The sequence below is a fragment of the Brevundimonas sp. GW821-FHT02A10 genome (genome assembly GCF_059422025.1).
Genome location: NZ_JBWKWC010000003.1, coordinates 40,627 through 57,395 on the forward strand (window position 1 = coordinate 40,627; position 16,769 = coordinate 57,395).

Annotated in this window: 12 protein-coding genes; 8 read left to right on the forward strand and 4 right to left on the reverse strand. The window is 69.0% G+C overall.

Annotation, left to right across the window (positions count from 1 at the left end):
• Positions 1 to 11: 11 nt before the first annotated feature.
• Entirely contained in the window at positions 12 to 209 is a 198-nt protein-coding gene (gene thiS / locus AC07U0_RS09735; protein ID WP_494719828.1) for a sulfur carrier protein ThiS, read from the forward strand.
• Positions 210 to 248: 39 nt separating this feature from the next.
• Here thiS and AC07U0_RS09740 read toward each other — a convergent pair whose 3' ends face one another.
• A complete protein-coding gene (locus AC07U0_RS09740; RefSeq protein WP_494719829.1) occupies positions 249 to 1,619 on the reverse strand; it encodes a vWA domain-containing protein in 1,371 nt (456 codons plus the stop codon).
• A gap of 135 nt (positions 1,620 to 1,754) precedes the next feature.
• On the opposite strand from AC07U0_RS09740, the gene AC07U0_RS09745 reads away from it, so the two are divergent.
• On the forward strand, positions 1,755 to 2,546 hold the full coding sequence (locus tag AC07U0_RS09745) for a thiazole synthase (protein ID WP_494719830.1): 792 nt from the start codon (positions 1,755 to 1,757) through the stop codon (positions 2,544 to 2,546).
• A gap of 74 nt (positions 2,547 to 2,620) precedes the next feature.
• The gene (locus AC07U0_RS09750; RefSeq protein WP_494719831.1) at positions 2,621 to 4,318 is read left to right on the forward strand and encodes a tetratricopeptide repeat protein; all 1,698 of its coding nucleotides are present in this window, start codon (positions 2,621 to 2,623) and stop codon (positions 4,316 to 4,318) included.
• Positions 4,319 to 4,321: 3 nt separating this feature from the next.
• Here AC07U0_RS09750 and AC07U0_RS09755 read toward each other — a convergent pair whose 3' ends face one another.
• From AC07U0_RS09755 to AC07U0_RS09765, 3 genes are all read right to left on the reverse strand, one after another.
• A complete protein-coding gene (locus AC07U0_RS09755) occupies positions 4,322 to 5,104 on the reverse strand; it encodes a thioredoxin domain-containing protein (protein WP_494719832.1) in 783 nt (260 codons plus the stop codon).
• Between the two features lie 19 nt (positions 5,105 to 5,123).
• A complete protein-coding gene (locus tag AC07U0_RS09760; RefSeq protein WP_494719833.1) occupies positions 5,124 to 6,602 on the reverse strand; it encodes a M48 family metalloprotease in 1,479 nt (492 codons plus the stop codon).
• 122 nt (positions 6,603 to 6,724) lie between these two features.
• The gene (locus AC07U0_RS09765) at positions 6,725 to 9,391 is read right to left on the reverse strand and encodes an Rne/Rng family ribonuclease (RefSeq protein WP_494719834.1); all 2,667 of its coding nucleotides are present in this window, start codon (positions 9,389 to 9,391) and stop codon (positions 6,725 to 6,727) included.
• 468 nt (positions 9,392 to 9,859) lie between these two features.
• On the opposite strand from AC07U0_RS09765, the gene AC07U0_RS09770 reads away from it, so the two are divergent.
• The 5 genes from AC07U0_RS09770 to AC07U0_RS09790 all read left to right on the forward strand — a co-directional run bounded on the left by AC07U0_RS09770 (position 9,860) and on the right by AC07U0_RS09790 (position 16,740).
• A complete protein-coding gene (locus AC07U0_RS09770) occupies positions 9,860 to 11,086 on the forward strand; it encodes an N-acetylmuramoyl-L-alanine amidase family protein (RefSeq protein ID WP_494719835.1) in 1,227 nt (408 codons plus the stop codon).
• A gap of 41 nt (positions 11,087 to 11,127) precedes the next feature.
• A complete protein-coding gene (locus tag AC07U0_RS09775) occupies positions 11,128 to 11,538 on the forward strand; it encodes a hypothetical protein (protein ID WP_494719836.1) in 411 nt (136 codons plus the stop codon).
• Between the two features lie 67 nt (positions 11,539 to 11,605).
• Complete coding sequence (locus AC07U0_RS09780; RefSeq protein ID WP_494719837.1) at positions 11,606 to 12,304, forward strand: exonuclease domain-containing protein; 699 nt, start codon at positions 11,606 to 11,608, stop codon at positions 12,302 to 12,304.
• 113 nt (positions 12,305 to 12,417) lie between these two features.
• The gene (locus AC07U0_RS09785) at positions 12,418 to 14,232 is read left to right on the forward strand and encodes a methyl-accepting chemotaxis protein (protein WP_494719838.1); all 1,815 of its coding nucleotides are present in this window, start codon (positions 12,418 to 12,420) and stop codon (positions 14,230 to 14,232) included.
• Between the two features lie 90 nt (positions 14,233 to 14,322).
• A complete protein-coding gene (locus AC07U0_RS09790; protein WP_494719839.1) occupies positions 14,323 to 16,740 on the forward strand; it encodes a penicillin-binding protein 1A in 2,418 nt (805 codons plus the stop codon).
• The last annotated feature ends 29 nt before the right edge of the window (positions 16,741 to 16,769 follow it).

Genomic DNA, 16,769 nt, shown 5'->3' on the forward strand with positions numbered 1-16,769 from the left:
GACGTAGCGGTATGCGCATTCAAGTCAACGGAGATACGAAAGACGTCTCCGCCCGGACGATTCTGGATCTCGTCGGAGAACTGGGTCTGGACCCGCGCAAGGTCGCCGTCGAGCGCAATCTCGAGATCGTGCCGCGCTCGCTCCACGCCGAAACCGCCCTCGCGGAAGGCGACCGCATCGAGATGGTGATCTTCGTCGGCGGAGGCTGACCGGCGCCTTTGCGTCAGCCAGCCGTCCCGCCGGATGGGTCAGCGAGGCTCGCAGACGCCGTCGTCATAGTCGCCCACGCGGCGGATGATCTCGTTGCCCTGGGGTTCGATCCGCCGGCCGGAGACGATGCCGTCGAGGACGCGGCGCAAGAGGGCGTCGAGGCGGGTGACGACGTAGCATTTGACCTCGGGCGCGGCGTGCGGATTGCCCACGCCGCTGTCGTCGGTCAGGAACAGATAGCGGCTCTGGGTCACCGCAGCCATGGCGCGCATGACGAACTCGGCCTTCTCGGCCACGCCGCTCGCCGCCACGGGCACGATCTGGATGCGCTTGTCGCGGGCCTGAAGGGTGGTCGCCCAGGTGGCGCCGATGTTCTGGTCGTGAGGCGGGGCGTCGGCGACCAGAACCAGGGCCTTGGCGGCGTCATCGCGCCATGAGGCGCCTACGGCTGCGGCCATCGCCTGATCGACGGCTTCAGGATAATCGCCGCCGCCGCCCGCCGACTGTTTGGACAAGAGGGTCTGGACGGCCTCCGTATTGCCGGTGAAGGCGTATTGGCGAACCACATAGTCGTCGCCGACGTCGCGATAGACGATCAGGCCCAGCCGCAGGTCCAGACCGGGGTGGCGTTCCTTCAGGGCGGTGACGATGCTGTCCAGCTCGACCTTCAGATAGTTGATCTCGTCGCCCATGCTGCCCGTGGCGTCGATCACCAGCATCAGGTCCAGGGCGCGGACCGTCGCCGGGGCGCCGGGCGTCGCAATCTCCAGACGTCGATCCGCCCCGACGCTGAGCGTCCGGCGGGTCATCTGGCCGCGCGGGCCGGGCACGCTGATCTCGGCCGTGCGGCCCAGACGGTCCAGTGCGGGGAAGAGCACCACATTGCCGTCGGCCAGGGTCGTCAGCTCCAGCGTTCCGCCCTGCGGACGGCTGATGCGGACCGGCACGAAAGGCTTGGGACGGCCGTCGGGGTCGGTGATGGTGACGGTGATGGCCGCGCGGGTGTCGACATACGGCAGGGCCTCGAATTCCTGGGCCTTGGAGGCGACATAGCGGGCGTAGGCCTGGGGATTGAGCAGGTCGTCGTAGTCGCCCGCCGTCAGAATTCCGGCCTGGGATTGCTGTCGCGGGCGGACGGGGCTGGCGGGTTCGGGCGCGCGGTCGGCGGAGGACCCCGGAATCCGCGAACCCGTAACAACCAGGTCGGCGACCTCTCCGGAGGCCTCGGCCGGCGCCATGGCGAGAGGCGGCGGCGGCGGTGGGGGCGGGGCAGGCGGCGGCGGAGCTTCAATCGCCATGGGCGGGGCCGGGACGCCGTCCACGCCCGGGGCGCAACCGGCCATCAGGGTCAGGGCCGCGAGCGCGACGGTGGTCAGGATCTGGCGGTTCGACATCTTGGGGTTCGACATGGCGGGCCTCCCTGTCGGTGAATCGACGTTCTCCAGATCGCCGCCCGATCGTGGCCGAATTGGGCGCGAAATCCCTGACGACTTCTGACGGCTGAGCTGTTCCTTCCGTGGGCGCGAAGGCGTAGGGAACCGGCCATGACCGAGATCGCTTCTCCCGCCGCCGATTCCTGGACCGTCGCCGGCCGCACCTTCTCCTCGCGGCTGATCGTGGGCACCGGCAAATACGCCGACTACGCCCAGAACGCCGCCGCCGCCGAGGCCGCGGGCGCCGAGATCGTCACCGTGGCCCTGCGCCGGGTGAACCTGTCTGATCCGAGCCAGCCGATGCTGGTCGACTATGTGAAGCCCGACCGCTTCACCTTCCTGCCCAACACCGCCGGCTGTTTCACCGGCGAGGACGCGGTGCGGACCCTTCGTCTGGCGCGCGAGGCCGGGGGCTGGAACCTGGTCAAGCTGGAGGTGCTGTCGAACACCGCCCACCTCTATCCCGACATGGTCGAGACGCTGCGGGCGCTCGATATGCTGGTCAAGGACGGCTTCGACGTCATGGTCTACTGCACCGACGACGTGGTCATGGCCCAGCGGCTGGAGGAGGCGGGCGCCGCCGCCATCATGCCCGCCGCCGCGCCCATCGGCTCGGGCCTGGGGCTCCAGAACGCCGTCAACGTCCGCCTGATCGTGGAACAGGCCAGGGTGCCGGTGCTGGTCGATGCGGGCGTGGGCACACCATCCGACGCCGTTCTGGCCATGGAGCTGGGCTGCGACGCCGTCCTGATGAACACCGCCATCGCCGGGGCGAAGGATCCCATCCTGATGGCCAGCGCCATGAAGCATGCCGTCATCGCCGGGCGTCAGGGCTATTTGGCCGGCCGCATGCCCCGCCGGATGTACGCCGATCCGTCGTCGCCGCTGGCCGGCCTGATCTAGGCCGCTCGATCCGCCGCATTGGCCTGACGGGCTTTTTCGGCCAAGGTCACTCCCGGCTGTTCGGGGAGACGACGATGCGTTTGAAACTTCTGGCGTTCACGGTCGCGACCCTGGCCCTGATCGGCCCGGCCGCCGTCGCCGACGCCACGGCCGACAAGGCCATGCTGGACGCCATCGACAACGGACCCCGGTGCGGCAAGGTCGGTTCGGCCATGACCACGGCGCCCGTCGCCGACATGGTGCTGGTCGATGGCTTCGGGGACGAGGGCTACGTCGTCGACGCGACGCCCGAGGCCCAGGTCTGGTTCAACCAGGGCGTCCGCCTGCGCTGGGCCTTCGAACACACCGAGGCCGTCCGCGCCTTCCGCAAGGCCCGTGCCCTCGATCCCGAATGCGGCATGTGCGCCTGGGGCGAAGCCTGGGCTCTGGGGCCTAATCTCAACGGCGGCGGCAATGATGACGCCTCGATCGCCGCGGCCCTGACGGCGGCGCGCGAGGCCCGACGGCTGGCCCGCGACGCCTCGCCGATGCAGAAGCAGATGATCGACGCCCTGATCCAGCGCTATTCGGGCCGCGAGGCCACGCGCGCCACCCGGTTCGCGCGCGGCATGGACCGCATCGCCCGCGCCCATCCCGACGACATCGCCATCGCCGCCATCACCGCCGACGCCTGGATGCTGAGCGTCGAGGGCGATCCGTGGAACAAGGACGGCACGGCGGCCTATCCGGCGACGACCCGCACCATGGAAATCCTGGAGCACGCCCTGGCGGTCAAGCCCGACGATCCGGGCAATATCCACCTTTACATCCACATGACCGAGTGGTCGGCGGACCCGCACAAGGCCATTCCCTACGGCGAGAAGCTGGCCCTGCTGGCGCCCAACGCCAGCCACCTCGTCCATATGCCGTCCCACACCTATTACCGCGTCGGCCGCTACATCGACGCGATGCGGGCCAATGTGAGCGCCGTGGCCCTGGACAAGCGTTACGAGCAGATCGCGCCGCGTCCGGGCGGGATCGCGGGCGGCATGCCCCTGCACGGCCACAACCTGCATTTCGGCATGGGCGGCGCCCTGATGGCCGGCGGGGCGGAGGAGGGGATCGCCCTCGCCGACGGCTTCCTGGCCACCTATCCCGATATTCCGGCGTCCAACGCCTGGCGTCAGATCATGGCCAATGACGCCTATGCCCTCTACGGCCGGTTCGCGTCGCAGGAGACTGTCGCGGCCCTGAAGGAGCCGCCGGCCTCGAACCCCTTGCTGCGCATGAGCTGGCGCTACGCCCGCGGCGAGGCCGCCGCGCGCCGGGGCGACGCCGAGGCCATCGCGGTCGAGGCCGCCGCCATCGCCGAACTGCGTCAGGCCATTCCGGACAACGCGCCCCAGGCGAAGGATGTGAAGGACTTCGTCGAGCTGTTCCAGCGGGTGCTGGAGGGCCGGGCGGCCATGATCACCGGCGACCACGCCGCCGCCATCACCGCCTTCACCCGCGCCGCCGCCATCCAGGCCCAGGACGACGAGGGCGGCGATCCGCCCGCCATCTGGTATCCGACCCGCCGCAGCCTCGCCGCCGCCATGCTGGCCAACGGCGACGCCGCCGGGGCGAAGGCGAAGATCGAGGACCTGCTCAAGGACTGGCCCGCCGACCCCTACAGCTACTTCGTCCTCTCCGAGGCCGAGAAAGCGCTGGGGAACACCGCCGCCATGGATGCCGCACTCAGCCAGTCGCGGGTCCAGTGGATCGGCGGCCGCATGTATCTGGCGCTGGCGTAAGCCCTACTTCGCCTTCTCCGCGTTGATGATCTGGGCCAGACCGGCCGGATCGTGGGTGGGCGAGGCCTTGCCGTTGATGAAGAAGGTCGGGGTGCCTTCGATGGTCAGGTTGGTCGCGTCGATCCGGACATTGGTCACGATCCGGGCGGCCTCGGGGCTGCCGACCGGGCCGGTCACGCCGTTGGCGGCCAGGATCCGGTCCACCGCCTGGGGCGTCAGGGCGCGCTCGGCCATCAGGGCCTGATGCACGGCCAGATACTTGCCTTGGGCCTGTGCGGCCAGGGCGGCCTGAGCCGCGTAGCGCGAGGTGATGCCTTCGCCGTGGTCGAGGATCGGCCATTCCTTGAAGATGAAGCGCACGTCCGGATTGGCCTGCATCAGGCGCAGGAAGTCCGGCGCCACCGCCTTGCAGTAGGGGCACTGGTAATCGAAGAACTGCACTACCGTGACCTTCGCATCGACGGGGCCGAAGGCGGGCTCGCCGGGCGCGGCGCGCAGGGCGCCGGGGTGGGCGGCGGCGGCGGCGTTGACCCGGGCCTGCTGATCGTTCTGCTGCTGGACCTGATAGGCGACCTGGGCCTCGGCCAGCACCTCGGGGTGGTTCAGAAGATAGGCGCGCACCTGGGACCCGAACAGGCCCGGCACGACGTAGGGCGCGGCCGCGAAGCCGAGGGCGACCACCGAGACGCCGAGCGCCAGCATGCTGCGGCCGGTCAGCCAGCGTTGCTTCAGCGTCGGCGCAGGTGCGGTTTCAGGCGCCACGGCGGGCTCGGGGGCGTCGGTCATACAGTCTCGTCTTTGAAAGTCAGGAGGTCGGCCGGGCGCTGCCGGGCAGGGTCGCCGTGGAGGCCGGCGGCTCGATGATCGGGCCTTGGCGGCGCTGCTGGCGCCGGTCCAGGTCCTGGAGGTCCTGATCGGTCGCGCCCGAGGCCAGGACGATGTCGACGGCGCGACGCCATTCGGGCGAGCTGCGGTCCAGCATGGGCCGGGCGCGCAGGGCGAACTGGGTGGCCTGTTCAGTATCGCCGGCGGCGAACCAGTATTCCGCCGAGGCCAGACGGGCCTGACCCTCCTTGCCCTGGCTGGAATAAGCCTGGGACAGCAGACGCCAGGCCATGGTGTTGTCCGGCTCGCGCGCCACGGCCCGCTTCAGCTGGTCGATAGCCGGGTCCAGATTGGCCGGATCATTGGTCTCGATCAGGGCGTGGGCCAGGTTGATGCGCAGCAGAGGCGCGTCCGGCTTGAGCTCCACCGAGCGCTGGTGCGCCGACAGGGAATCGCCGGGGCGGCCGTCCTCGAACAGGATCTGACCCTTCAGCTCCCACAGGTAAGGATCGGTCGGCTTCTCGGCCAGCAGGGCGTCGACGCCCTGGATGGCCTTGTCGGTCTGTCCATCGCGGTAATAGCCGATGGCCCGGGCGTAGCGGCTGGGGAAGTCGGTCGCCGAGGCCGGATAGTCGCGCAAGGTCTGGCTGGGCGGATCCATGAAGGCGTGGATCTTGGCCACGATCAGGGCGTGGTCGGCCAGACGCTCGGGGCTATCCTGGTGGCCATAGTGAGGGGCGGCTTCGACCGGGCGGCGCAGGGCCTCGATCCGCTCGCCCGACAGGGGGTGGCTGCGGAAATAGGGATAGCGGCGGGCGTCGGAGAAGACCTCCTGCGAGCGGAAATTCTCGAAGAAGTCGACCAGGCCCTTGCCGCTTTCGCCGGCGGCCTCCAGCGCCCGGGCGCCCGAGATATCGGCTTCGCCCTCCTGGCTCTGCATGTAGCGCAGGGCGCCGAGGGTGCCGAAATACTGGCTGTTGGCCATCAGCACGGCGCCGGCGCCGGGCTGGCCCGCGGCTATGGCCAGGGCGCCCAGGGCCATGGTCATCAGGAAGGGCTGCATGCCCGCGTTCTGCACGCCGTCGCGCAGCAGGTGGCGGTTCTTGATGTGCCCGGCCTCGTGCGCCATCACGCCCAGCAATTCGTTGGGCGTCGTGGTCTGTTCGATCAGGCCGGTGTTGATGCCCATGATCCGCCCCTTGAGGGCGAAGGCGTTCAGGCTCGGGTCGTTGATCAGCAGGACCTCGACCTCATCCGGGTTCAGGCCCATGGCGGCGAAAACCGGGTCGGCCCAGCCGCGGATGATGCCCTCGATCTCGGTGTCGCGAATGGCGCTCTGGGCCGAGGCCGGGCCGGCGACGCCAAAGGCGAACACGGCCGCAGTCGCCGCCGCGATCAGACGCGAAACAGCCTTGCGAGAGGGCTGGAAGACAGAGGCGACGCGAGCAAGGCCGTTCAAGATGAGCTCCCCCGTGGCCGCGTAAGCGGGCCGGATGGCTGGACTGGAGTGCGACGGTCGCCGGGATCGGTGTCCGTTTTGCGGCTGACGCACTCCAGTCCTTGTCATCTAGGCCTTGCGCCTCAGCGGCGCCACCATCCGCGCTTGGGCTTCTCGGGCGGGGCGGCGATCTGGTTCGGATCCGCGGCGATGATCGCCGACAGATCGGCCTCGGGCGTCGGGGCGGACGTGTGCTCGACCACCGCGGCGGGGACGGGGGTCGTCTCCGGCTCGGGCTCGGCGATCAGGGCCTCGACGGCGGCGCGCTCCTCGACGGCCTCCACCGGGGTGACGTCCAGTTCGACGGGTGCGCCGACCGGTTCGGCCTCGTTCGGCTCGACGCCGGTGTCGAGATCGACGTCCGTGGTCGCGGCCGGCTTGCGGCGGACGCGACGACGTTGCGGCTCGGCGGGGATGACCGGAGCGTCAGCTTCAACCGCTTCGCCCTCGACCATCACGGCCATCGGGGTGTCCGGCGAGCCGTCGGCGGGCATGCCTTCGTTGGTGGCGCGGGCCTCGACCTTGACCTCGTGGGTCAGGCCGCCCCGTTCGCCGCCACGGCCGCGACCGCGACGACGGCGGCGCGAACGCCCGCCCTCGCGCTCACCGCCGGTCTCGCCTTCGGGACGTTCGCCGACGCGTTCCTCGACGTCGGACGCAAGGCCTTCGGCGCGAACGCCTTCAGCGACCGGCGCGCGCGGGGCGCGGGGCTCGGGGTTGATCGGGTCGAACCAGACGTAGGGGTCGTCCAGCGACGGCGTACGGCCACGGACCCAGAAGAAGGAGCCGGAGCCGCCATTGGCGTCGCCGTCCTCACGCACGCGGCGACCGCCACGACGGCCACGACGGCGGCGACGGCCGGCCTCGCTGTCGTCATCGTCATCGTCCGACGACGGGGCAGGGGCGGCTTCGGAGGTCTCCTCGTCGCGACGACCGCCACGACGGCGCTTGCGGCCGCGACCGCCGCGGTTCTCGACTTCCAGACGCGTGCGCGGCTCGTCGTCGTCGGTGTCCTCGCGCTCGAGGTCGTCCTCGTCCTCGTCGTCGATGATTTCGTCGTCGTCCTCGTCTTCGTCGTCGAAGGCGTTGTCGTCGAAGCCGTCGTTGAGCAGGTCGGCCAGGGCGATGGTCGGTTCGGCGGCGACGAAGTCCTCATTGGTCTCGGTGCGCTCGATGGCGCTCTCGCCCTGGGCCAGGCTGTCGTCGATCTGGATGATCACCGCCAGGCCACGCGCGGCCTGCAGGCGCTGCAGATACTCGCGCTTGTGGTTCAGGATGTAGAGGGCGACGCCGGTCGAGACGCGCAGGTTGATCGACCCCGCGCCGTTCTTGCCGGCTTCGATGTCGACGGCGCGCAGCACCATCAGGGCGGCCGATTCCGCAGAGCGGACGCGGCCGGCGCCCTGGCAGTGCGGGCAGACCTCGGTGGCGCCTTCCAGTACGCCCAGACGGCGGCGCTGGCGGCTGATTTCCATCAGGCCGAAGCTGGAGATCTTGCCCATCTGGATGCGGGCGCGGTCTTCGGACAGGGCGTCCTTCAGGATGCGCTCGACCGTGCGGTTGTTCTTCGATTCATCCATGTCGATGAAATCGATGACGACCAGGCCGGCGAGGTCGCGCAGGCGCAGCTGGCGGGCGGCCTCGACGGCGGCCTCGCAGTTGGTCTTGAACGCGGTCTGCTCGACGTTGCGTTCCTTGGTCGCGCGGCCCGAGTTGACGTCGATGGCCACCAGGGCCTCGGTCTGGTTGATCACCAGATAGCCGCCGGACTTCAGCGTCACCACCGGCTGGTGGATGCCGGTCAGGACCTCCTCGATGCCGTTGGCGGCGAACAGGGGCTTGGAGCCCTGATACAGGTGCACCTTCTTGGCCTGCGAAGGCATCAGCACCCGCATGAAGTCGCGCGCTTCCTTGAAGCCCTCGACGCCCTCGACCTGGATGCCGTCGAAATCCTTGTCGAACATGTCGCGCACGGCGCGGCGGACGAGGTTCTCTTCCTCATAGATCAGCGAAGGCGCGTTCGAGGCGAGCGTCGTCTCGCGGATCGTCTCCCACAGGCGCAGCAGATATTCGTAGTCGCGCTTGATCTCGGCCTTGGTGCGCTTGGCGCCGGCCGTGCGGATGATCAGGCCCATGCCGCGCGGCACCTCCAGGGCGGCGGCCGCGGCCTTCAGGCGCTTGCGGTCCGAGGCCTGGGTGATCTTGCGCGAGATGCCGCCGCCCTTGCCGGTGTTGGGCATCAGCACGCAGTAGCGGCCGGCCAGCGACAGCCAGGTGGTCAGGGCCGCGCCCTTGGCGCCGCGCTCGTCCTTGACGACCTGGACCAGCAGGATCTGACGGCGGCGGATGACGTCCTGGATCTTGTAGCGCCGCATCAGGCGGCGCTTCAGGCGCTCTTCCTCGGCCATGCCGCCTTCAGACTCGTCATCCGAGTCGCGGGCGTGGTCGTCGGCGTCGTCCTCGTCCGAGTTCGCTTCGGCCATGATGGCTTCGCGGTCGGCGGTCGGGATCTGGTAGTAGTCGGGGTGGATTTCGTTGAAGGCCAGGAAGCCGTGGCGATTGCCGCCGTATTCGACGAAGGCGGCCTGCAGGCTGGGCTCTACGCGCGTAACCTTGGCGAGATAGATGTTGCCGCGGAGCTGGCGCTTGGTTTTCGACTCGAAGTCGAATTCCTCAACCTGGCGTCCGTCCACGATGGCGACGCGGGTTTCTTCCGCGTGCGCCGCATCGATAAGCATGGTCTTTGACATTGAAGGAGTCTCTCTGGCGCGCTCTGCCGGATCCTGTGGCCTTGGCCTTCAGGTCTGTGGCGGCTCGCCGAATGGGATTGCAGGCCAGGGCGAGCGTCTTCCCGTCGAGAAACTCGACGACGGCCATCGAGGGCCGGATGGGAGCGCAGGCGGAAAGGCCCATGGGGTTCAGTCGGTCCTGGGCCGGACGCGCCAGAAGAAAGGCTGCGACGGGGGCCCGGTCGTCGAATCCGCGGCTCGTCGCCGGGACCCTCGGATAGGTTGAAAGTCACTGCTGACGAGGTCGACGCGCCGGGGCCGATCGGATCGGACGGCGCGAACACTCCGCGAGCAGACAAAGCATAGGCATCCCGGACGGGAATGAAAAGGCTTGGGCGGCTTAACCCATTCCAAACTCACCTCTGGCATCCTGTGCTTAACAAAGAAGGTGGGTTTCCCGTCAGAATGCACGGTCGGTGGATGTCTCAAATGGCCCGGTGGGGCGCGCGTGAGTGGGCGATGACGGCGATGGCCTTCGTCGTCATCTGCGCTGTGCTGTTCGCCGGCGGACGCGGTCTGGCGGCCGGATCGGTCGGCGATGTGCTGGGCGTGCGCTTCGGCGGCGACGGCGACCGGACCCGTGTGGTCATCGACCTCGGCGCCTCGGCCCAGGGCCGTGTCGTCGAGACCGGCGCGGCCGGACAGGTGGTCCTGACCCTCAGCGGCGTGGCCCCGCGCTCCAATCTAAATGGGGACGGTTCGGGCCTCGTCAACGCCTTCACCGTCAATCCGGTCGGAACCGCCTCGCGCGTCGAGCTGGTCCTGGCCCGTAACGCCCAGATCGAACGCCGCTTCCTGCTGCCGCCCGGCGACGGGGTCAGCAACTATCGCTACGTCATCGACCTGCGCGCCACCGGCCCGGTCCGCACCGGAGCCGTCGCCAACGGTCCGCGTCCCGGCGCTGCGCGTCAGGCCCCGCGTCCCGAGACCCGCCGCGCCGAAAAGCCTCTGGTGGTCATCGACGCCGGCCATGGCGGTCACGATCCCGGCGCCTCGGGCGCCAACCGCCACGAGAGCGAACTGACGCTCGCCGCCGCCCTGGCCCTGAAGTCGGAGCTGGAGGCCACGGGCCGCTACCGCGTGCTCCTGACCCGCACCAACGACAGCTATGTCGACCTGTATCAGCGCGTTCGCATCGCGCGGAACGCCGACGCCGACCTCTTTATCTCCCTGCACGCCGACGCCGGGGCTGACCCGGCCACGCGCGGCGCCTCGGTCTATACCCTGTCCGAACAGGGGGCGACCCGGGCCGTGCGCGAGGTCACCCGCAGCGACAACTGGCACCGCGACCTGCACCTGCCGGGCCGCGACCCCTCGGTCGACCGCATCCTGCTGGACATGACCCAGCGCGCCACCCAGAACCGCTCGGCCCAATTCGCCCGCGTCCTGCTGACCCATATCGAGGCCGCCGACCAGCCGCTCCTGCGCCGCAGCCACCGCGACGCCGGTCTCGCCGTCCTGCTGGCCCCCGACGTGCCCGCCGTGCTGCTGGAAATGGGCTTCATCACCAATCCCGACGACGAACGGGCTCTCGGCGACGCGACCAGCCGCCGCCGCCTGATGCGCGCCGTCGCCGAAGGCATCGACCGCTACTTCCGCGAGCCCTCGGCCCCGCTGCAGATGGCCTCGGCCAGCATGGCCGCCGGCCAACCCTGAGGGGCATGGCGTCCGACAACCGGTGGTATTAGGCTGCCGTCATGATCGTTCTTCTCGTCGTTCTGACCTCTGGCCCTTTGGCTCCGCCTCCGCCCGAGTTGGTCGGACCGATACAGGGTGCGATCTGGCAAGACCTTGAGCTGAACGCGATGATCGGGAACGGCGCCTGGGATGCGTCTCTCTGGTACAACGCCAGCTCCGGAGGCGTTCCGGAGCTCCATATCCTCGATCTCCGCTGCCAGAGTCGGGATCGCGGTTACGACTGCGCCTTCACCCTGCTGCGTGACGGCGGGCAAGGCGTCGCGTTCGGTGAAGTCGCGCCTGACAAGCTCGACTGTAAGGCCCGGCTTGTGACGAGGCGGGACGGCGGCGAAGTCCGGTTGTCGGTCTCCCACAGTCCCCCGCGCGGCGCCGGCCACAGCCGGACAAGTATGGAGTGCGAGCGGGCCTGACTTGCTCCCGACACGACGCGTCCGCTCCTGACGTGGGCATGACCGCCGGACGGCCTATATTGCCGCCATGCGTCTGAGAGTCGTCGATCTGGAAACCACCGGCGGGGACCGCACCTCGGAGATCATCGAGGTCGGCTTCGTTGACGTGGTGCGAGACGGGGAGGGGTGGAAAGCCCTGCCGCCGGTGTCGAAGCTGTTCCGGCCGCGTGGCGAGATCTCCTTTCACGCCATGGCCGTGCATCATCTGACGCCTGACCACTTCACCGCCGACGACCCGCACTGCGACGAATACAAACTGCGCGAGATGTTCGCCGAGCCGGCGGACGTCATGGTCGCCCATTCCATGCGGTTCGAGCGCGCCTTCATCGCCGACACGGCGACGGGCGGTCTGCCGTGGATCTGCACCGTGCGGTCGTCGAAACAGGCCTGGCCCGAGGCGCCCGGCCATTCCAACCAGGTGCTGCGCTACTGGCGGGGCTTCCGACTGGATCCGGCCCTGGCCGATCCGGCGCACAGGGCCGGCCCCGACGCCTGGGTCACCGCCCACATCCTGATGGACCTGCTGAAAGAACACAGCGTCGAACAACTGCTGGAGTGGTCCAACGCCCCGCGCGACATCGCCACCGTCCCCTTCGGCAAGCACAGGAAGAAGCCCTGGTCCGAGGTGCCTGACGACTATCTGCGCTGGATGGCCGCCCAGACCGACATGGATGTCGACGCTGTTGCAGCTGCGAAGGCGGAGATCGGACGCAGAAAAGCGGCCTGACGGCCCTGCGTTAAGGAATATTACCTAGTCCTCGCTTAGGTCTGGCTTCAGCGGCAGGCTCTAGCTTTGCTGCACTAGCGAACAAGTGAGTCGGGCGTTCAATGCACAAGGCAATGGGATCTCTGTCGGGCCGGATCGCCCTGATGATCGTGGCGGGGCTGGCCGCCCTGGGCATCCTGCTGACCGTGACGACCTCCTGGCTGATGACCGAGGACGCCATGGCCCGCGCCGCCGAGCGTCAGGAATCCAATATGCGCGTCGCCTGGGACGTGCTGGGCCAGTACGGCACCGACTTCGACGTCGCGGGTGGCCGGATGACCATCGGCTCGACGACGCTGAACGACTTTTTCGCTCCCGTGGACAAGATCAAGACCCTGGTCGGCGGCACCGCCACCGTCTTCATGGGCGACACCCGGATCACCACCAACGTCCTCAAGCCCGGCGGCGGTCGCGCCATCGGTACGGCTCTTGCCAAGGGCCCGGTCTATGACGCCGTCCTGACCAGGGGCCAGTCCTATCGCGGTCAGGCAGACATCCTCGGCAAGCCCTTCTTCGTCGCCTACGACCCGATCAAGAACGTCCGGGGCGATGTGATCGGCATTCTCTATGTCGGCATCCCCGAGGCCGAGTTCATGAAGTCGGTCACCGACACCCGAAACGCCCTGATGGCCATCGGCGGCGTCTTCACCCTGCTGGCCACCCTGATCTGCCTGCTGGCGACGCGCCGGCTGCTCAAGCCGCTGGAAGGGTTGGGCGCCTTCATGCACCGGCTGGCCGGCGGCGCCATGGACGTCGAGACGCCCTGGGCGGACCGCCGCGACGACATCGGCCAGATGGCCCAGGCCGTCGAACGCTTCCGTGTCGCCGCCCTCGACCGCGAGCGCCTCGCCGCCGAGGCGCAGGAAACCCGCACAGCGACCGAGGCCGAGCGCGCCGCCGTCAGCGCCGACAAGGCCCGCGAGGCGGCCGACGACCACCATCTGATCGAGGTTCTGGCCGAGGGTCTGGCCGCTCTGGCTGACGGCAATCTGACCTGGCGCATTTCGACCCCCGTCGCCCCCAAGGCTGAACGACTGAAGCAGGACTTCAACGCCGCCGCCGCGACCCTCGGCGAGGCCCTGGGCGCCGTCGCAGGCGCCGTGGACGAGATGCAGAACGGCGCCGGCGAGATCACCACCGCCGCCGACGACCTGTCGCGCCGCACCGAGCAGCAGGCCGCCGCGCTGGAAGAGACCGCCGCGGCCCTCGACCAGATCACCGCCACCGTTCGCTCCACGGCCGAAAGCGCCGGTAAGGTCGCGGGCGTGTCGAACACCGCCATGGACGCCGCCCGCGCGGGCGGTGAGGTGGCCCACGACGCCAACACCGCCATGACGGCCATCGCCGCCAGCTCGCAGCAGATCAGCCAGATCCTCGGCGTCATCGACGAGATCGCCTTCCAGACCAACCTTCTGGCCCTGAACGCGGGCGTCGAGGCGGCGCGGGCCGGCGACAGCGGCCGCGGCTTCGCCGTCGTCGCGCAGGAAGTCCGGGCCCTGGCCCAGCGTTCGGCCGACGCCGCGCGCGAGATCAAGGCGCTGATGACCGAATCCGGCCGTCAGGTCGAAGCCGGGGTCAAGCTGGTCGACCAGACCGGCTCGGCCCTGAGCGCCATCGCCGCCGAGGTCGATCAGGTCCGCGTTCTGGCCGCCGAGATCGCCGCCTCGGCCCGCGAACAGGCCAGCGGCCTGCAGGAGGTCAACACCGCCATCAACCAGATGGACCGCGTGACCCAGCAGAACGCGGCCATGGTCGAGGAATCCACCGCCGCCAGCCACATGCTGGCCCAGCAATCGCGCGAGCTGGCCGATCTGGTCGCCCGCTTCGAACTGGACCGGCCCCGGAACAGCACCCACGCCACAGGGCGGGGATATTCGCGAGCCGCCTGAGGCTTTTAGCGCCCGGTTCGTCGATGACTGTTTGCGCAGACGGCGACGCGGGCTAAACCCACCTTTGGGGAGTTCCCGTCGGAGTTTGCGGTGAAGGTTGCGGAACGCTGGTTCGTGTGGGCGGGCATTGGCCTGCTGGGCGCTATTGCGCTGGCCGGACTGGTGGTCGCCGTCTATGCGGCCTGGCTGTTCCATGACCTGCCGGACGCCTCCGAACTGGCCGACTACCGGCCGCCGACCGCAACGCGCGTCTATGCCGGCGACGGCACCCTGATCGGCGAGTTCTCGGACGAGCGGCGCATCTATGTGCCCTATGAGCAGATCCCGCAGCAGGTCGTGCACGCCTTCATGGCGGCCGAGGACAAGAATTTCTTCCAGCACGGCGGCATCGACGTGTCCGGTCTGGGCCGGGCCATGTTCAAGAACGTCTTCAACTTCGTCTCCGGACGGCGTCTGGAGGGCGGCTCGACCATCACCCAGCAGGTCGCCAAGAACGTCCTCCTGACCAATGAATCGACCGTGGGCCGCAAGCTGAAGGAGGCCATCCTCTCCAGCCGCCTCGAAGCGACCCTGACCAAGGAGCAGATCCTCGAGCTCTATCTGAACGAGATCTTCCTCGGCTACCGGTCCTATGGCGTGGCCTCGGCCGCCTACAACTACTTCGGCAAGTCGCTGCAGCAGCTGACGCCGGACGAGGCGGCCTTCCTCGCCTCCCTGCCCAAGGGGCCGAACAACTACCATCCGAAACGCCACCCCGGCGCGGCCAAGGGCCGGCGCGACTGGGTGCTGGGCGAGATGGCGCAGAACCACTGGATCACCGAACAGCAGATGATCGACGGCCGCGCCCGGCCCCTGATCACCCAGGACGCCCCCAAGCGCGCCCAGTACGCCGACGCCGACTTCTTCGTCGAGGAAGCCCGCCGTCAGGCCCTGGCCAACACCGACATCGGCGACCAGCTGAACGCCGGCGGCTTCTATATGCGCACGACGCTGGACCCGACGCTGCAGACGGCCGCGCGCGACGCCCTGATGACGGGTCTCGAGAACTATGACCGCCGCCACGGCTGGCGCGGCGCCTGGGGCGAGACCGACTTCGCCGAGGGCTGGCAGGCCCAGGCCCTGAAGAAGACCGCCCCGCCCGAACGCCGGGCGTGGCAGGCCGCCGCCGTGACCTCGGTCTCCGGCAACAGCGTCCAGATCATCACCGCCCGCGACGGCGACACCGGCAGCCTGATCGTCGCCGACGCCGCCTGGGCCAACGCCAACCGCCAACTGCACCGCGGCGACCTGATCTTCGTCGAGAAGAAGGGCGGCCAGTACGCCCTGAAGCAGATCCCTGCCGTCAACGGCGCCCTGGTGGCCATCGAACCCCAGTCGGGCCGGGTCCTGGCCATGGTCGGCGGCTATTCCTACGCCCTGTCCAGCTTCAACCGCGCCACCCAGGCCGAACGCCAGCCCGGTTCGGCCTTCAAGCCGATCGTCTACGCCACGGCGCTGGAGACCGGCGACTTCACCCCGGCCTCGGTCGTGCTGGACGCCCCGATCAGCTTCGCGGGCGGCGCCAACGGCGGCCGCTGGACGCCGGAGAACTATTCGAAAGAATACTACGGCCCCTCGACCCTGCGTCGTGGTCTGGAGCTGTCGCGCAACGTCATGACCGTGCGCCTGGCGTCGACCATCGGCATGCCGCGCATCATCGATCTGGCCAAGAAGATGGGCGTCTCGAACAATCTGCAGCCCAATCTGTCGGTGTCGCTGGGGGCAGGGGAGACCACCCCCTATCGCCTGACCGCCGCCTACGCCGCCTTCGTCAACGGCGGCCGCCGGGTCGATCCCTATCTGATCGAGATGGTCCAGGACCGGAACGGCGAGACCGTCTATCGCGCCGACCGCCGCTCGTGCCGCGAGTGCGATCGCGGCTTCAGCGGCCAGCCGTCGCCGCGTCTGGAGCCGCGCGGGACCCAGGTCATCGACCCGATCACCGCCTATCAGATCTCTTCCATGCTGGAAGGCGTGGTCCAGCGCGGCACCGCGGCCAGCGCCCGGGGCCTGGGCCGCTGGATCGGCGGCAAGACCGGCACGACCAACGACTACCGTTCGGCCTGGTTCGTCGGCTTCTCGACCGACATCGTGGTCGGGGTCTTCATCGGCTTCGACGACAACCGCTCGCTGGGTTCCGGCGAGACCGGCGCGGCGACCCCGGTGCCGATCTTCACCGACTTCATGACCAAGGCCCTGCGTGAGCGTCCGGCCCGGCCGTTCGTGCGTCCGCGCAACGCCGTCTTCCGCACCGTCAACGGTATCGAGGAGGCCTTCCGTCCCGGCACCGAGCGCGCGCGCAACGACCAGGCGCCGGATCCGAACGCACCCGTCGGCCCGCTGAACTACAATGACGTCATCCGTCAGGAGCAGACGGGCGTGGGGCCGACGCTCCCGAACCTGCCGCCGCCCTCGGCCCCGCCGCCGCCACAGAAGGCACCGGCCGAGGACTTGAGCGGACTGTACTGACGCTCTAGGTAGACACCACACAACGGCGC

Excerpts from the sequence above, each read along its gene's own strand:
- AC07U0_RS09765 (WP_494719834.1), bottom strand. The coding sequence starts at position 9,391 with ATGTCAAAGACCATGCTTATCGATGCGGCGCACGCGGAAGAAACCCGC.
- AC07U0_RS09775 (WP_494719836.1), top strand. The coding sequence starts at position 11,128 with ATGATCGTTCTTCTCGTCGTTCTGACCTCTGGCCCTTTGGCTCCGCCT.
- AC07U0_RS09745 (WP_494719830.1), top strand. The coding sequence starts at position 1,755 with ATGACCGAGATCGCTTCTCCCGCCGCCGATTCCTGGACCGTCGCCGGC.
- AC07U0_RS09750 (WP_494719831.1), top strand. The coding sequence starts at position 2,621 with ATGCGTTTGAAACTTCTGGCGTTCACGGTCGCGACCCTGGCCCTGATC.
- AC07U0_RS09740 (WP_494719829.1), bottom strand. The coding sequence starts at position 1,619 with ATGTCGAACCCCAAGATGTCGAACCGCCAGATCCTGACCACCGTCGCG.
- thiS (WP_494719828.1), top strand. The coding sequence starts at position 12 with ATGCGCATTCAAGTCAACGGAGATACGAAAGACGTCTCCGCCCGGACG.
- AC07U0_RS09770 (WP_494719835.1), top strand. The coding sequence starts at position 9,860 with ATGGCCCGGTGGGGCGCGCGTGAGTGGGCGATGACGGCGATGGCCTTC.
- AC07U0_RS09780 (WP_494719837.1), top strand. The coding sequence starts at position 11,606 with ATGCGTCTGAGAGTCGTCGATCTGGAAACCACCGGCGGGGACCGCACC.
- AC07U0_RS09785 (WP_494719838.1), top strand. The coding sequence starts at position 12,418 with ATGGGATCTCTGTCGGGCCGGATCGCCCTGATGATCGTGGCGGGGCTG.
- AC07U0_RS09755 (WP_494719832.1), bottom strand. The coding sequence starts at position 5,104 with ATGACCGACGCCCCCGAGCCCGCCGTGGCGCCTGAAACCGCACCTGCG.